Below are 14,478 nucleotides of genomic sequence, written 5' to 3' on the forward strand. Positions count from 1 at the left end.
TCGAGAGACCAAGCCACCGCTATGAGGCAACCACTGCTATGAGTCTGCGGGTCATACTGCGCATTTTAGGGCTACTGTTGATGCTATTTAGCCTCACCATGTTGCCACCCATGCTGATGTCGCTTTGGTTTCGCGACGGTGTTTGGCACGCTTTCATGAGCGGCATCGCTATTACGGTTATCACCGGCTTACTGCTTTATCTGCCAAACCGCAGCGCTCATAAAGAGCTGCGTATTCGCGACGGCTTCATTATTGCAGCCATGTTTTGGACGGTGCTGGCACTCTTCGGCTCGCTACCGATGATGCTGTTTGGTGAAGGCTCGCTCGGCATCACCGATGCGGTATTTGAATCCTTTTCTGGGCTTACTACGACCGGGGCAACCGTCATTACTGGCATCGATTTTTTGCCAGAATCGGTGCGCTATTATCGTCAACAACTACAGTGGTTAGGCGGCATGGGGATCGTGGTGTTGGCGGTGGCCATTTTGCCCACCCTGGGCGTCGGGGGGATGGCCCTGTACCGCACTGAAATTCCTGGGCCGCTGAAGGATTCAAAGCTAACGCCACGAATTACCGAAACCGCCAAAGCACTGTGGTACATCTACGCGACGCTGACCTTTGCTTGCATGGTTGCCTACATGCTGGCAGGTATGAGTTGGTTCGATGCCCTAGGCCACAGTTTTTCTACCGTCGCGATTGGCGGATTTTCTACTTATGACGCCAGCATCGGCTATTTTAACAGTGCCGCCATTGAGCTGATTTGCGTTGGTTTTATGCTGATTTCGGCGGTGAGCTTTAGCCTGCACTTTATTGCTTGGCGCGAAAAAAGCCTGCTGCACTATTTCCAGGATCCTGAAGCGCGTTTTTTGTTTCTTTTTCTAACGGGTCTCACCATTGTTACGGTGATCACGCTGTGGCTCACCGGTACCTACAACGATAGCGTCGGACTACGTCACGCGTTATTTGAAGTAGTTTCCGTTGCAACAACCGCGGGCTTCGCTGTCGCTGACTTTTCAGGCTGGCCAGGTGCGCTACCGTTTCTATTATTTGTCGCCGCTTTTGTAGGCGGTTGCTCCGGCTCGACCGCCGGCGGCATGAAAGTGATCCGTATTATTCTGATCTTGAAGCAGGGGATGCGCGAAGTCATGCGCCTTATTCATCCTAACGCAGTGATTGCCGTTAAGGTGGGCAAAGTCAGTGTCCCCGATAGCATCGCCCAGGCAGTCTGGGGCTTTTTCTCTGCCTACGTCATGCTGTTTTTCTTGATGCTGGTGGGCGTTATGGCCACCGGTGTAGACCAAGTTACCGCCTGGTCAACCGTAGGTTCTGCGCTAAACAATCTGGGTCCGGCGCTGGGGGAAGCCAGCAGCCATTATGGCGACTTGCCAAGCCTAGCCAAATGGATATTAGTGCTAGCCATGCTGTTGGGCCGTTTGGAAATTTTCACGGTACTCGTGCTATTTACACCCGCCTTCTGGCGTCGTTAAACACGTATCAATGCTTTCTATTTAAATTGAGACACCTTAATGATTCATGACGATGCAACACCGCTGGCGCAAGACCCCGACGCGCTGCCCACCACCAGCGGCCCGTTAAAAACCGTCACCGTTGGCGGCACCCGTTACACCCTGCTCGGCACCGCACACGTTTCTGCCGAAAGTGCCGACGATGTTCGTCAGTTAATCACTACTGGCAACTTTGATGCTGTTGCCATTGAGCTATGCGACGCTCGCCATCACAGCATGGACAACCCCGATGCAATGGGCGAGCAGGATCTTTTTCAAGTATTTAAACAGGGCAAAGCAGGCATGGTAGCGGCAAGCCTGGCGCTTGGTGCGTTTCAACAACGGATTGCCGAACAATCCGGCATACAGCCCGGCGCTGAAATGCGCGCAGCAATAGAAGAGTGCCGAACTCGAAAGCTACCGCTATTGCTGGTCGATCGCGACGTCGGTATTACGTTAAAACGCATTTATCGCAACGTTCCCTGGTGGCAACGTTTTGCGCTATTTTCAGGACTGATTGGCAGCGTAATGTCGCGCCAGGATGTTTCTAAAGAAGATATCGAAAAGCTCAAAGAAGGCGATATGCTGGAAGCCACTTTCAGTGAGTTTGCTGCCGAGTCAGAAGCTCTTTATACCCCTCTTATTCGCGAGCGCGACCGTTATATGGCGCTACGCTTAGTTGAAGAAGCCCCGCCTGGGCGCTATCAAAACGTGTTAGTGGTGCTCGGTGCAGGGCATTTAAAAGGCACTGGAGAGCACCTGGAAGCACCACTTCCCGAAAGCCCTACCGCCGAACGCCAGTCGCTTGAGGCAACGCCGCCTACGTCTAAGGTATGGAAAGCCGCTCCTTGGGTAATTACCGCGTTGGTGCTGACCGGCTTTGTGATCGGCTTTTCACGTAATACGGAGCTTGGCTGGCAACTGGTCCTGGAGTGGTTTTTGATCAATGGCATTTTGTCCGGCGGCGCGACCATAGCGGCTCTTGCACACCCCGTGACAGTGATCGCCACCTTCTTCGCCGCCCCGCTAACATCGCTTAACCCCACCATTGGGGCAGGCTTCGTAGCCGCTGGGGTAGAGCTTTATATGCGCAAGCCGAAAGTGCGCGATTTTTCAACGCTGCGCCATGATGTCACCCAACTTAAAGGGTGGTGGAAAAACCGCGTCTCACGCACTCTGCTCGTCTTCATTCTGGCAACGTTAGGCTCTGCGGTGGGCACTTGGGTAGCGGGCTTTAGAATTGCTGGCGCGCTGTTTGGCAGTGGTGCTGCTTGAGCACGAACAAATGAGCGCAATAAAACAGGCGCCATGGCAAGCCGATGCGCTGCTCCTGCTGGTAACGGTGGTGGCTGCAAGCGGGTGGATTTTCTCTAAAGAAGCGTTGGCAGGCATGCCGCCGCTACTGTTTATCGGTACGCGCTTTTTACTGGCTGGGCTGATACTGCTGGCCTTCTCTTGGCCCGCCTTGCGGCGCATGCCTGCCCGAAGAATAAGGCGTGGTGTACTAGTAGGTTTTTTGTTCAGCGCCGCCATTGCCTTCTGGGTCCTGGGGTTAAATTACTCTGACCATCTGGGTGAAAGCGCGTTTATTAACAGCCTAGGAATTTTACTGGTACCGGTCGTAGCGCGATTGCTGTTTGGCGACCACCCGCCTCGCTCAACCTGGATTGCACTCCCGGTCGCCCTGTTTGGCTTTGCTCTATTGTCACTAAACGCAGGGTTTCGAATTGAAGCCAGCCAACTGCTGATGGTAGGTGCAGCGCTCTGCTTTGCGCTACTGATCAATGTCAACACCCGCGTGGTGCGCAACGTGCCTGCACTGCCATTAACCACGCTACAGTTGCTCTCAGTGGGCGGCGTGCTGACGTGCCTATCCTTGGTCGTCGAGCATCAACCACTATCGCTCAGCCCTTCTATCCTAGGGTGGTTTATGGCCAGCGTGTTGCTGGCAAGCTCTCTACGCTTCTTTGTGCAAATTAAAGCCCAAGGCATGACGACACCCAGCCATGCGGCGGTCATTTTAATGCTCGAAGCCGTGTGGACCGCGCTGTTTGCCGCGTGGTGGTTTGGCGAAACCATGACCCTCTTACAGCTGCTTGGCTGTAGCCTGATTTTTACCGCCTTACTGATTAACCGCTGGTACTGGGTACGCAAAGTGATGTTGCGCTGGCTACCTGGCACCCAGCGCTAACCCTTTCGATCCAACAACCGTTGCATAGCAGCGGTTGGTTCAACAATTTTGCGATAGTACCGGCTCTCGGCGTAGCTATCGTTAAATACATCAAAGTAATCGTCTAGCACGTCAGCGGCATTTTCGTCGCCACTTTGGCGCAGCAATTCGATGGCGACTTCCGCCGTGCACAGGTGCGCTTTTGAGGCAGGTTTGCGCAGCCGATAGCGGGTCTCCCGCTCGGTACGCAACGGCAGTACCGGCAGCGCATCCAGGTAAGGGCTTTTACGGAACATCCGTCGCGCTTGACGCCAGGTGCCATCTAAAATCACAAACACCGGAATACGCCCGTGCTGCTTCACTGCGTGTACAGCATGAATGTCGACCACCCGGTCTGCGTAGTCGGGCTGGTCATCTGGAAAGATCACAAAAGGCGCGTAGCGCGGATCTTCAAGGAGTGCGACTAGCGCTTTGTCCGGTGCGGTGCGATACCAGGTAAATACGTTGGTTTGCGTCAACACATCACCAATCAACCGCCCCGTATTGGTCGGTTTAAAATGCTCAATAGGGTGGGTCAACAACCACACCTGGGCGGTGCTATCGGCTTTCACTTGGTAAGGGCATAAGCAGTTAAGCTCGGGAAGATTGCACCCTTGGCAACGCGTGACAAAACTGCCGCGTGCTTTAAATTCACGCCGAGGTGGACGCGGATGCCCCGTCGCCGGGTCGTCGTCAGTCAATGAAGTAGGCTCAAGGGGCTTTGACGTAGCGTCAGACATCCGCGCTCCAACGATTAGAAAGGGTTTGAGAAAGTGTGCTTAAGAAAGGACGAAGAGTATAAAGCAGCCCGGCCACCACGACGAACCTAGCCTCGCTAAAATCATCAGCTGTAAACCAAAATATTTTCTCTAGTTGACACCAAAAGCGTAACGCCGCTAGAGTCTTGTCAACTTTCAAAAGAAAAAAGGTTTACCCGTGACCACCGCCGTTTTCAATGCCGACGCCCCGCGCCACGACTGGACGCTGGAAGAGATCAATACGCTATTCGCACTGCCCTTCAACGACCTGCTGTTTAAAGCCCAGCAAATACATCGCGCTCACTTTGACGCTAACGCGGTGCAGGTCTCTACCCTGCTGTCGATTAAAACGGGGGCGTGTCCGGAAGACTGCAAGTATTGCCCCCAGTCCGGCCACTACAATACTCAGCTCGAAAAAGAGAAGCTGCTGGAAATCGAAAACGTAGTTGCCCAAGCCAAGGCGGCCAAGGAAGCCGGAGCTAGCCGTTTTTGTATGGGCGCGGCCTGGCGTAGCCCTCGGGACAAAGATTTACTGCTGGTCGAAGAGATGGTTCGCCAAGTGAAAACGCTAGGGCTGGAAACCTGCATGACGCTAGGTATGGTCGACAGCAACCAAGCCAACCGTTTGGCGGCGGCTGGGCTCGATTACTACAACCATAACCTGGATACCTCCCCCGACTTCTACGGTGAAATCATCACCACCCGTACCTTCAGCGACCGCCTAGACACGTTGGCCACCGTGCGTGAAGCGGGCATGAAAGTCTGCTCCGGCGGCATTTTAGGCATGGGCGAAGGCGCGCAAGACCGCAGCGCGCTGTTACAGCAACTGGCGAAGCTGTCGCCGCATCCAGAATCCGTGCCCATTAATATGCTGGTCAAAGTGCCGGGGACACCGCTAGAGAACGTCGAAGACCTGGACCCACTTGAGTTTATTCGCGCCATCGCTGTGGCGCGTATCATGATGCCGCAAAGTCATGTTCGGCTCTCCGCTGGCCGCGAGCAGATGAGCGAATCGACCCAAGCGCTGGCATTTCTGGCAGGAGCCAACTCGATCTTCTATGGCGACAAACTGCTAACCACCGGCAACCCTCAAGCAGACCGCGACCGCGCACTATTTGCCAAATTAGGCTTACACCCAGAGCGCCGCGATACCTGCGAAGATGAAACCGCTCACACCGAGCGCCTCACCCAACAAGCTCAGCAGCGCGCCCAGGCAGAACGGGCAGCTGAGCTTGCGGTTGATGTCAGTGGGTAAGTAACAGGAAGGCTGACGCTTCAAGGCAACAGCAGATTTCCCTGCTGCTTCCAGCGGTTCACCAGCGCTGGAACGCCCTCACCTGCGGTAGTATTGATCGCCAGCACCCCCGGCGGTGTCAGTGCATCAGCGTCGGGGTCGACCAGCGCACACGGGGTATTCAGATCAATATACGACAGCAGCGATGCCGCCGGCATTACCGCCAAGGACGTGCCCACTACCAGCAAAAAATCCGCTTGGCTAACAAGTTCGCAAGCATCTTCAAACAGCGGCACCGACTCTCCGAACCACACCACATCCGGGCGTAGCTGGCTGCCTTTGTCACAAATATCGCCCAACGCGATGCCGCCTTTCGGCAGTGGATAACGCAGCCGCACATCTATTGATGAGCGCGCCTTCAAAATCTCACCATGCAGATGCAACACATCACGCGACCCTGCACGCTCATGCAGATCATCAATATTTTGCGTTACAACGCTCACTCTAAAGCCATTTTTTTCAAGCGCCGCCAGGGCTTTATGGGCAGCATTGGGTTTCGCCTTACGAATTTGCTCCCGGCGCTGGTTATAAAACTCAAGCACGCGCTGAGGGTCTCGACGCCAACCTGCTGGGGTGGCGACCTCCTCGACCGGGTGATCTTCCCAAAGGCCATCGCTGGCACGAAACGTTTTAATTCCGCTTTCAGCGCTAATCCCAGAACCCGTAAAAACCACTAAATGCGGTGATGCTGTCATGTTTTCCTCGCGCAAATCACTGCGTACAATTTGCTAATATACCAGCTGCCCTATCGTGCCCGCGAAACGCTGCTTGTTGCGATACGGATAAACATCAATTATCCGCCCATCCACAATGGCTTGCTGTAGCTCCAGCCAATAATCGGGGTCAAATAACTCTGGATGCTGCTGCATAAAAATACCGCGTAGTTCCGGATTGGCAAACATAAAGGGGCCGAACTCCTCGGGGAAAATATCGTTGGGACCGATAGAAAAGCTGTCGCCACCGCCGCACATGAAGTCATTGCCATAGGATTTAGGGATGTGCCGAAAGCGGCACTCCGTGAGATAGCACACCTCGTCGTAATCGTAAAAAATCACGCGACCATGACGGGTAACCCCAAAGTTTTTTAACAGCATATCACCAGGGAAAATATTGGCCGCTGCCATCTGTTTAATGGCGTTACCGTAGTCTTTGAGCACCATCACGCGCTCATCCGCGCTGCACTGCTCCAGGTAGATATTCAGCGGCGTCATCATACGCTCGGTGTAGCAGTGCTTGATGATCACTTTGTCATCTTTTAGCGACACGGTAGACGGTGCCACTTCCAGCAAATGCTCCAGACACTCTGGTGAAAAATGATCCTGCCGCGCGATAAAATTTGAGAACTCTTGGGTATCAGCCATGCGCCCAACGCGGTCATGACGCTTCACTAACCGGTATTTTTCGCGCACCACCGCGTGGGTAACGTCTTTGGCCGGATCAAATTTATCTTTAATGATCTTAAACACGGTGCGAAAACTGGGCAGCACAAACACCGCCATCACCATCCCGCGCACGCCAGGTGCAATGACAAACTGATCTTCACGCTTGGCTACCTGCTGGTTTAATCCACGGAAAAATTCGGTTTTGCCATGTTTAAAAAAGCCGATTGCGGCATACAGCTCACCTTCAGGCTTGTGAGGCATCAGTTGTTTTAAGTAATGAACAAACTCCCCCGGCACCGACACATCTACCTGGAAGTAAGCACGGGTAAACGAGAAAATAATCGAGACTTCATCGGTTTCTGTTAGCACGGTATCCAAGTGCAAACAGGGGTCGCCGCCCTGCTGCTCGCCAAACCCTTCGCCGTGCAAAATGGGAAGCACCAGCGGCACCTGCTCGCCACCACCCGAAATACGGCCCACTAGGTAGGCGCCCTTATTGCGGTAAAAAACACTTTTCAACAACTCTAATTGAGCGTCATCTGCCTGCAAAATTGCCGCGGGTAGCAAAGTTTCCAGCAACGCTGCGCCTAACTCAATGTCGCGCTCTAAATCAGCAAAGGCGTTATCAAAGGGTGCTTCTTCAAGCGCCCAGGCAAGGGCCTGAGGCCAGTCATGGTTGACCCAATGCCGCCGACACAGCTCAATTCCCGAATGATGAGCGGCATCTTCTCGAGAGCTGTATACAAACATCCAATCGTTGCGAATATGGCGGTGGTGAAAAACTGAGCAAAACAACGAGTTAAAAAACGTCTCTGCCAGCTCGTAATCCAACCGCTGGCTAATCAGTTGCGCATAGTGCTCACGCGCTTCCCGCCACGTTTCACAGTACGTTAACGCCTCATGATCAAACGTACGCTGCAAACGTGTCAGCGTATCGCCTACTTTCTCTTCATAAAGATTGATCCGCGCTGCCGAGGCTTGCTGAGCTTCTTTCCATGCGGCCTCTCGAAAACGGCGGCTGGCATCAAACGTAATTTGCTTAAAGCGCGCACGGTAGCCATCAAACCCATGCAGGATAGTGGCCGCTAAGCGATACGCTGGGGAGTGTTTCATGGGCTAGACTGTTCCTTAAAATGTGCTTAAACGTGATTAAGGACTAATTCGCACTCTGTTAATGCCCCGTTTCCAGGTGTGTAACTAGAGCCTTGGACGGTCAGTTCCGTCCGGTAGCGGTCAGTCCGGGCTTGCAAGATGGACTTCACTTTCGTGAACGGTGTCCAGCGCTCTATCTCGGGATCGCTGAGTCTTGCAAGCACGTTTCTCGCGGCATTATGGTCTGCTTGTACAACGTCCCCGCTTTCGCGGTAAAACTTATCTCCAACTCGCGTGCCGGTAAACAGCCCGTGGTTGAATGAGTCCGCTTGCGACGTATAGGCAGCGTTGACCAAATGCAAAGACGAACCTCGCCTTTGAGATACAGTGTCTAGGGCCTCGGCCATCAGGCCTTTGGTCCATGTGTTCAGCCGTCTGTTCGTACCACGACCATAATTTTTTTTGCTGGCGATGGGACTGGTAAGGTCTTCGCAGACAACCATCCCAGCTTTGTTCACCAGTGCATGGGCTGCTGAGTAGATCAGCATCTTTAGGCACATCACCTGACGATCTTGACGACGGTCGAGTTTCTTCCGGTCAAGATTGTTCTGCTCAATAACCACGCGTTTATGCGGCTTCTTACGGGCAATTGCCCGCAGCTTGTTCCGTCGAACGTATTTCTGGTTTAGGTAATCTGACTCTTTAGAAATCAGCTTACCTAAACCTTCTCCGTACGACTCCCCATCAGAGTCTACGAAGACCTCAGAGTATCCCTTGTCAATACCAACGACCTGATCGCCGCAGGACGTCTCTTGTGCAACGTCTACCTGTGAGTGTACCTCGACCCGACTGCCTTTGAGGATCAATCTCAGCGTACCTGTAGGGGCATGTTCGATAGTGGTCTTCAACGGTATCGCTAAGCGCCGTCCTTTGGCCAAGCTGGGGACCTTGATCCAGCACCTGCCGTTCTGCTCAAAGACGGTGTAGTTGTCGGAGCGAACCACGATCTGGTTGAAGGTCTTGTTCCGGCCGTGCTTGAAATGTATACGCATCTGGCGGCGCAGGAACGGATCACTCAACCACTTGTCGCTTTTCAAGAGTGTGTACAAGCGCTTTTGCTCGGTGTCGTTTGTCGTACGTAGACGAATAGCCTGCTTGACCTTGTCCTTCGCAGCTTCTCGATACGCTTTGATGTCTGCCATGGCGTCACGGAGAGTTTCTTTCCATGCGTTGGCAGGAACAGTGAAACTACGGCCTTCACGCAGCCAACTGTCGCGGACCTTTCGATCACCCAAACCAACACCTGCAACTGACCCGTAACGCTGCCACACTTCAGAGCGGAGCCCTCCCAGCAGCTCTGCCTGACGCAATAGCTCGGCATACTTACCACGGTTGAGGTTTTCGCTTCGCAGAACCCGCGTGACCTTCACAGTGCATCATCCTCGGCGCTTATGAGTGCAGCAACCTTCTTCTTGTACTTACGGAGACCATACAGTCGCGACGAGAAGCAGTTGATGATCGTCAATAAATCCTGAGTTACCTCCTCTGTGGGTGAAAGGCTCTCGTGATTCATGACTACAATTGTACAACCGTGACGTTCTGCGAATTGCTCAAACCATTCGTAACCGAAGCGTACAAGGCGATCCTTGTGCGCTATTACCAGTCTCGAAACTTTCCCAGACTCGATGTCAATCATCAGCTGATTGAATTTCTCACGCTTGTAGTTCAGCCCACTACCTACCTCAGATACCCATGAAGACACTGCATAGCCGCTGGCTGCAGAGAAAGTCTCTAACGCTGCCACTTGGTTAGCTAAGTCAGGCTTCTGAGCTGAGCTAGAAACACGGGTGTACACCACCGTATCACCGGTAGCAGCTTCAGCCTTCACACCGATGTAGGCGAGGTACTGGTCGTGGGTGTAATAACGACGTCCCTTGGCATGACGGTGAACCACCAAGATACCGTCTCTATCCCAGCGTTGCAGAGTCTTTACCGACTTCCCCAGCATCTTTGCGAAAGTGCCTATAGCGTACATGCCGCGTTCCATTGTTTAAGTATCTACGCATTACGCACACTTTTAAGCACCTGTATCTATATTTTTATTTACTATTAACACCTCCTGATTATTTCTTCCAGCTTCGCGTAACGGGAAACTACATGCGAGAAGACCTTGGTGGAGGCATGTATTAACGTTAGCCTTTGTCCTTCTGCGGGTGTAGATCCAGTAACATTATTAACGGGGCAACATGGTCTGGATCAGCAAGCACCTGTGAGAGCTTGGAAATGTCTTCTGACAAAGGGCGGTCTTGCTCAAGAGGAGGGATGATGTCTCGAACCCAACGGCACAATGCTTGAGAGGCACGGCTAAGTGAGTGGGTGTTTTTTAATTCAGCACCTTGAACAAGTACCAATGCTTCAATCGCCAATATTTGATAAAGCTGTTCCAAGCTCGCGCTTGCGCGGCGTGCGGCAATGGTTCCCAACGGCACAATATCCTGATTATCCGCATTCGTAGGAATAGATTGAATTGAGGCGGGCATGGCATGGCTACGCAATTCAGCCACTAGCGCTGTCGCACTTACCTGAGCCCCCATAAAACCACTATGCAGGCCCGTTTGAAGCGGCTGCATAAACGCGGGCAGCCCTTTATTTTTTAATGGATCAGTAATTCTTGCGATGCGGCGCTCGCTGTAAAGCGCCATCTGAATAAGCGCATTGTTAAGGTGGTCGCTGGCAAAGGCTAGGTGCTGCCCAAAGAAATTCCCACCGTGCAAAATCAGGCTGTCATCGGCAAATAGCAGCGGGTTATCAGTGACGGCTTCCAGTTCAGTACGCACCGTTTGCGCATGTTGCTCGACAACGTCCCACACGGCACCTAACGCCTGAGGCGCGCAGCGCAATGTATAGGCATCTTGGGGTAATGGCTGGTGCTGGGCAATATCACTAGGCATGTCAGAAAGCGGCTCTGACGTTGGCTTCCAAGGTATTAATGCCTCGCTACTTGCTGATAGCGACCAAAGCCACTGATGAAGCTGACGTTGACCCGGATGCGGACGAAGCTGGCCGATCAACGGGTGAAAGGCCTCGCGATGCCCTTCCAATAGTTCCGAGTAAAGCAATACCAGTAAGGTACTGAGCTTTACTGCCCTTTGAGCAACGGTGGCGTTCAGAGCCGCGATTCCAGCGGTTGTCGATGTGCCGTTTACTAGCGCAATTGCATCTTTGCCTTGCAAGACGAGAGGCTCCCAGCCCAGATACCGATGGGCATCGGCACTGCTTATCCAGCTGCCACCACGCAGGCTCACTCGTCCTTCACCGCTTAATGCACGCGCTAGGTGCGCTAACGGCGTTAAATCACCACTCGCCCCCACAGTGCCGCGGGAGGGCACTTCAGGAACGACGTCAGCGTCAAGCCATGCAAGTAACCGTTCTATTAGTAAAGGGTTTGCGCCGGAGTGTCCGCGAACAAGACTAGCGACGCGTGCGACCATCATGGCTCGGACATGGGTGTGTGCCAGCGGCTCTCCAACACCACTACATAGGTGATAAACCAAATTCTGCTGTAGAAGCGCTGACTGTTTAGGGTCTACATCCGTCGTCGCTAAAGGCCCGTACCCCGTAGTAACCCCATAAATGCGCCGTCGCTGGTCAATAGCGTCACATAGAAAATCATGTGCTTTTGCGGTTGCATGTTTTTCTTCTAGCGACAGAACAAATTTTTGGCGCCCAAGCGAAATCTTTTCAATCTCTTCCAGCGTCCGACTGCCATCACTCATATCAGCACTTCCTGTACAAAAATTACCAATCAGTTAATTTGCCCATCGCATTGGTTGGCAGCGATTCACCGTAAGTAACGCTTACCGGGCGCTCTGCTGCTGGCCATTGGGAAGTGGCTTGAGCAATCGTACTGGCTGTTTCATGTTCATCTTGCACAGGAACGACGAATGCCTTTAGGCGTGGCGACGAGGTAGACCCTGTCACCCTCACCATACAGTCGGCAACCCCTGTTAACGCGCATAGATTTCGCGCCACATGTTGGGGGCTAACGTTGACACCGCCAATGATGACAACGTCATCAAATCGGCCTTTCACGATAAAGCGGGTGTCGTCGACCCACTTCGTGGCGTCTAGTAGCGGGACTGGTTGTTCGCTGTTAACGCGTTGAATGTACTGCGTATCGAAGCGTTGCCAGTGGGCAAGCAATTGGTAGGGTTCGGGGACTCGCCAGCGGGTCGCCACACCACCAGTTTCTGTGCTGCCATAAATATCGAGCAAACTGGCTAAGCCTTGCTGGGTCAACGCGTTAAACGTAGCAGCAGAAAGAGGAGCCGATGAGGAGACTCCCGTGACGTTTTCAGGCCAACGCTTACGCGTGCTGGCTAAGTAGTCCCAGCAGGGCGGCACGGTCACCAGCATGTCGCCAGACACGAAAGCAGGCAGCGCAGCCTTCTCGACGGTTATTCGTGTTACGTCCATCAACCGGGGTAGCGCCACCCCCCACATGAAACCGTAAAGATGGTGTATCGGTAACCAACCGATGACACGGTTTATCGGCATCGCAGGTGCTAAGCGTTGTATTAGCGCCTGCGCCTCCGCCTCTATATCTTCCCAACGGTGTAAGTGGGCAGTGGGGTCGCCTGTGCTGCCTGACGTGCGAAAGGTAAGGCCTGACGTATCATCGAGCGCCTGCGTCACAATGGCTGCCCAGCCATCGATGTGTTTAGTCATGAGAAGACGATCTTCCACCCCGGTCTCATGTAAACGAAAGAATTCGTTCACGCAGGCGGCAAGGTGCAGTCTTTCGAGGGAGTCGATGGAGGGCGAACTTTGCCAGTCTGGCGCGGAAGTTCCGCGATAGGCAGCGAGTTCAGCGCTTAGCAGAGATTGCAGTACCGCTTTGCAATCGGCTTCGCTTAGCCACTGAGGCATCTGATGATCCTTAATAACGCCAAAAGGAACGTACGGTTCAAACACAAAACCGCCCACTCATACGATCTACTGAGCGGGCGGCTCTTGGTCAAACGAAGTTACAAGCGCTTAACGAAGATCCAGTAAGTATCCCCGGAAATCGCCCTTTTCATATGCACTTTTACTTTTGTGGGGGTCATCTGGTAATCGAATACGTACTCAAACATAGTATTCAAATCACCACTTTTAACGCCTTCCTTAAAACGACCCTGGAATTCTTTGCTTTGCGTGCAGGGCGCAACGTCAGTGAAGAAGTTTTTACCAATGACACTTTTAGGATCTCGGCCAGTGATACCACCTTCTGCTGCGTTGTATTGAATGATTTTTCCATTAGCATCTAATTGGATGGCACCGAAAGCCAGCGTATCAAGCTTTTTGTCATCCATATTGGCTAGTGCATTTTCAATATCATCGCCGCCGAAGCGAACTGTTTCCATCGCCATTACTGATCTCCTCTCTGAATGTCTGCAGGCAGGTTTGTTAAACCATACCTATACAGGAAACTATTAATAATTGTTAATAGTGCAAAAATTAACAGCATCCAGAATCCAAAGCAATCAGCTCACACTATTTAATGAGGCCTGAAAGACTTGAGCGGTACCACGAAAAGGGGATGTCCCATCTAGTTTTCGGGCTGCTTTATGACAAGCGGCGCAACTGACACAACATCTAGCCGAAACGGCCCGGCGGTTCGATCAGCAATCAAGAAACCAAACTGATGAATGCTCTTAGGCGCAAGCGGCGGCGCATTATCAAGTACCGTGCCACGCCTTACGGCTTGAAACATCTTCCAAGTAAACTCCAGCGTTTCCCACTGACCTTTGGCAGGCGTGAACGTCACTCGGTAGGCGCTGGCATCGTCCAACGCGGTACTTTTCAAACGCAGTTGATAAGTTCGGCCGTCCCCACGCACCCGCAGGGTAATGCCTTCACCGTTAGTGAGAGATTGCTCAAAGTGATCAGGCTCGCGACGTACCGAGGCAAAACCACCTCCGTTATCTAGCGACACCTCACCGATAAAACAGCCCGCCCCCGCCTCTATCTGAAACGTACTGTGAGACACGCCGCCCATTACACCATCATTCACTGCAAACCAGCGCTGCTTCTCGTGGTGTTGATTAAAACCAGGGTCGCTCACACTGGGCTCAAAGGTTAACGTCATGTTGGCTCCTGGAGCAGTCAACGTTTCGCTGCTCGTTACTAAATAAACTAAAAAGCCTCTGGGCCGTTGGGCACAGAGGCTTAAGCTGCCTAGTCAGCCTAGGCGATT

The 14,478-nt window shown here is 52.9% G+C and carries 13 protein-coding genes; 4 read left to right on the top strand and 9 right to left on the bottom strand.

All coding sequences use genetic code 11. From position 1 onward, the window contains the following. Window positions 1-38: 38 nt before the first annotated feature. From ELY33_RS12540 to ELY33_RS12550, 3 genes are read left to right on the top strand one after another with little or no spacing between them, the layout of a single operon-like run. Window positions 39-1,487, top strand: a complete 1,449-nt coding sequence (locus tag ELY33_RS12540; RefSeq protein ID WP_126948253.1) for a TrkH family potassium uptake protein — start codon at window positions 39-41, stop codon at window positions 1,485-1,487. A gap of 39 nt (window positions 1,488-1,526) precedes the next feature. Next, the gene (locus ELY33_RS12545; RefSeq protein ID WP_126948254.1) at window positions 1,527-2,780 is read left to right on the top strand and encodes a TraB/GumN family protein; all 1,254 of its coding nucleotides are present in this window, start codon (window positions 1,527-1,529) and stop codon (window positions 2,778-2,780) included. A gap of 10 nt (window positions 2,781-2,790) precedes the next feature. After that, complete coding sequence (locus ELY33_RS12550) at window positions 2,791-3,696, top strand: DMT family transporter (RefSeq protein WP_126948255.1); 906 nt, start codon at window positions 2,791-2,793, stop codon at window positions 3,694-3,696. On the opposite strand, the gene ELY33_RS12555 is transcribed toward ELY33_RS12550, so the two are convergent. Then, window positions 3,693-4,454, bottom strand: a complete 762-nt coding sequence (locus ELY33_RS12555; RefSeq protein WP_126948256.1) for a tRNA-uridine aminocarboxypropyltransferase — start codon at window positions 4,452-4,454, stop codon at window positions 3,693-3,695. The two genes, ELY33_RS12550 and ELY33_RS12555, sit on opposite strands and share 4 nt — an antisense overlap. 196 nt (window positions 4,455-4,650) lie before the next feature. Between ELY33_RS12555 and bioB the strand changes: the two genes are divergently transcribed. After that, entirely contained in the window at window positions 4,651-5,727 is a 1,077-nt protein-coding gene (gene bioB / locus ELY33_RS12560) for a biotin synthase BioB (RefSeq protein ID WP_126948257.1), read from the top strand. A gap of 20 nt (window positions 5,728-5,747) precedes the next feature. Here the strand turns inward: bioB and ELY33_RS12565 are convergent, their stop codons facing one another. The 8 genes from ELY33_RS12565 to ELY33_RS12600 form a co-directional block, all read right to left on the bottom strand. Next, window positions 5,748-6,461: an SIR2 family NAD-dependent protein deacylase gene (locus tag ELY33_RS12565; protein ID WP_126948258.1), complete on the bottom strand. Its 714-nt coding sequence runs from the start codon at window positions 6,459-6,461 to the stop codon at window positions 5,748-5,750. 33 nt (window positions 6,462-6,494) lie between these two features. Then, a complete protein-coding gene (gene aceK / locus ELY33_RS12570; protein ID WP_126948259.1) occupies window positions 6,495-8,261 on the bottom strand; it encodes a bifunctional isocitrate dehydrogenase kinase/phosphatase in 1,767 nt (588 codons plus the stop codon). A gap of 26 nt (window positions 8,262-8,287) precedes the next feature. Further along, complete coding sequence (locus ELY33_RS12575) at window positions 8,288-9,670, bottom strand: transposase (RefSeq protein WP_126948260.1); 1,383 nt, start codon at window positions 9,668-9,670, stop codon at window positions 8,288-8,290. Then, window positions 9,667-10,275 (bottom strand): IS607 family transposase, encoded by a 609-nt coding sequence (locus tag ELY33_RS12580; RefSeq protein ID WP_126948261.1) that lies wholly within the window; start codon window positions 10,273-10,275, stop codon window positions 9,667-9,669. The genes ELY33_RS12575 and ELY33_RS12580 overlap by 4 nt, the downstream gene beginning before the upstream one ends. 157 nt (window positions 10,276-10,432) lie before the next feature. Continuing rightward, complete coding sequence (locus ELY33_RS12585) at window positions 10,433-12,016, bottom strand: HAL/PAL/TAL family ammonia-lyase (protein WP_126948262.1); 1,584 nt, start codon at window positions 12,014-12,016, stop codon at window positions 10,433-10,435. Window positions 12,017-12,038: 22 nt separating this feature from the next. After that, window positions 12,039-13,169, bottom strand: a complete 1,131-nt coding sequence (locus tag ELY33_RS12590) for an AMP-binding protein (protein WP_167470085.1) — start codon at window positions 13,167-13,169, stop codon at window positions 12,039-12,041. Between the two features lie 98 nt (window positions 13,170-13,267). Continuing rightward, the gene (pyp, locus tag ELY33_RS12595) at window positions 13,268-13,651 is read right to left on the bottom strand and encodes a photoactive yellow protein (RefSeq protein WP_126948264.1); all 384 of its coding nucleotides are present in this window, start codon (window positions 13,649-13,651) and stop codon (window positions 13,268-13,270) included. A 179-nt stretch (window positions 13,652-13,830) separates the two neighbouring features. Further along, a complete protein-coding gene (locus tag ELY33_RS12600) occupies window positions 13,831-14,370 on the bottom strand; it encodes a CIA30 family protein (protein WP_126948265.1) in 540 nt (179 codons plus the stop codon). Window positions 14,371-14,478 lie beyond the last annotated feature (108 nt).

The sequence above is a fragment of the Vreelandella andesensis genome, assembly GCF_003989795.1.
GTDB lineage: Bacteria > Pseudomonadota > Gammaproteobacteria > Pseudomonadales > Halomonadaceae > Vreelandella > Vreelandella andesensis.

Bases quoted from the DNA above. Each gene is read 5' to 3' on its own strand.
- ELY33_RS12540 (WP_126948253.1), top strand. From the start codon at position 39: ATGAGTCTGCGGGTCATACTGCGCATTTTAGGGCTACTGTTGATGCTA.
- ELY33_RS12545 (WP_126948254.1), top strand. From the start codon at position 1,527: ATGATTCATGACGATGCAACACCGCTGGCGCAAGACCCCGACGCGCTG.
- ELY33_RS12550 (WP_126948255.1), top strand. From the start codon at position 2,791: ATGAGCGCAATAAAACAGGCGCCATGGCAAGCCGATGCGCTGCTCCTG.
- ELY33_RS12555 (WP_126948256.1), bottom strand. From the start codon at position 4,454: ATGTCTGACGCTACGTCAAAGCCCCTTGAGCCTACTTCATTGACTGAC.
- ELY33_RS12565 (WP_126948258.1), bottom strand. From the start codon at position 6,461: ATGACAGCATCACCGCATTTAGTGGTTTTTACGGGTTCTGGGATTAGC.
- aceK (WP_126948259.1), bottom strand. From the start codon at position 8,261: ATGAAACACTCCCCAGCGTATCGCTTAGCGGCCACTATCCTGCATGGG.
- ELY33_RS12580 (WP_126948261.1), bottom strand. From the start codon at position 10,275: ATGTACGCTATAGGCACTTTCGCAAAGATGCTGGGGAAGTCGGTAAAG.
- ELY33_RS12585 (WP_126948262.1), bottom strand. From the start codon at position 12,016: ATGAGTGATGGCAGTCGGACGCTGGAAGAGATTGAAAAGATTTCGCTT.
- ELY33_RS12590 (WP_167470085.1), bottom strand. From the start codon at position 13,169: ATGCCTCAGTGGCTAAGCGAAGCCGATTGCAAAGCGGTACTGCAATCT.
- pyp (WP_126948264.1), bottom strand. From the start codon at position 13,651: ATGGCGATGGAAACAGTTCGCTTCGGCGGCGATGATATTGAAAATGCA.
- ELY33_RS12600 (WP_126948265.1), bottom strand. From the start codon at position 14,370: ATGACGTTAACCTTTGAGCCCAGTGTGAGCGACCCTGGTTTTAATCAA.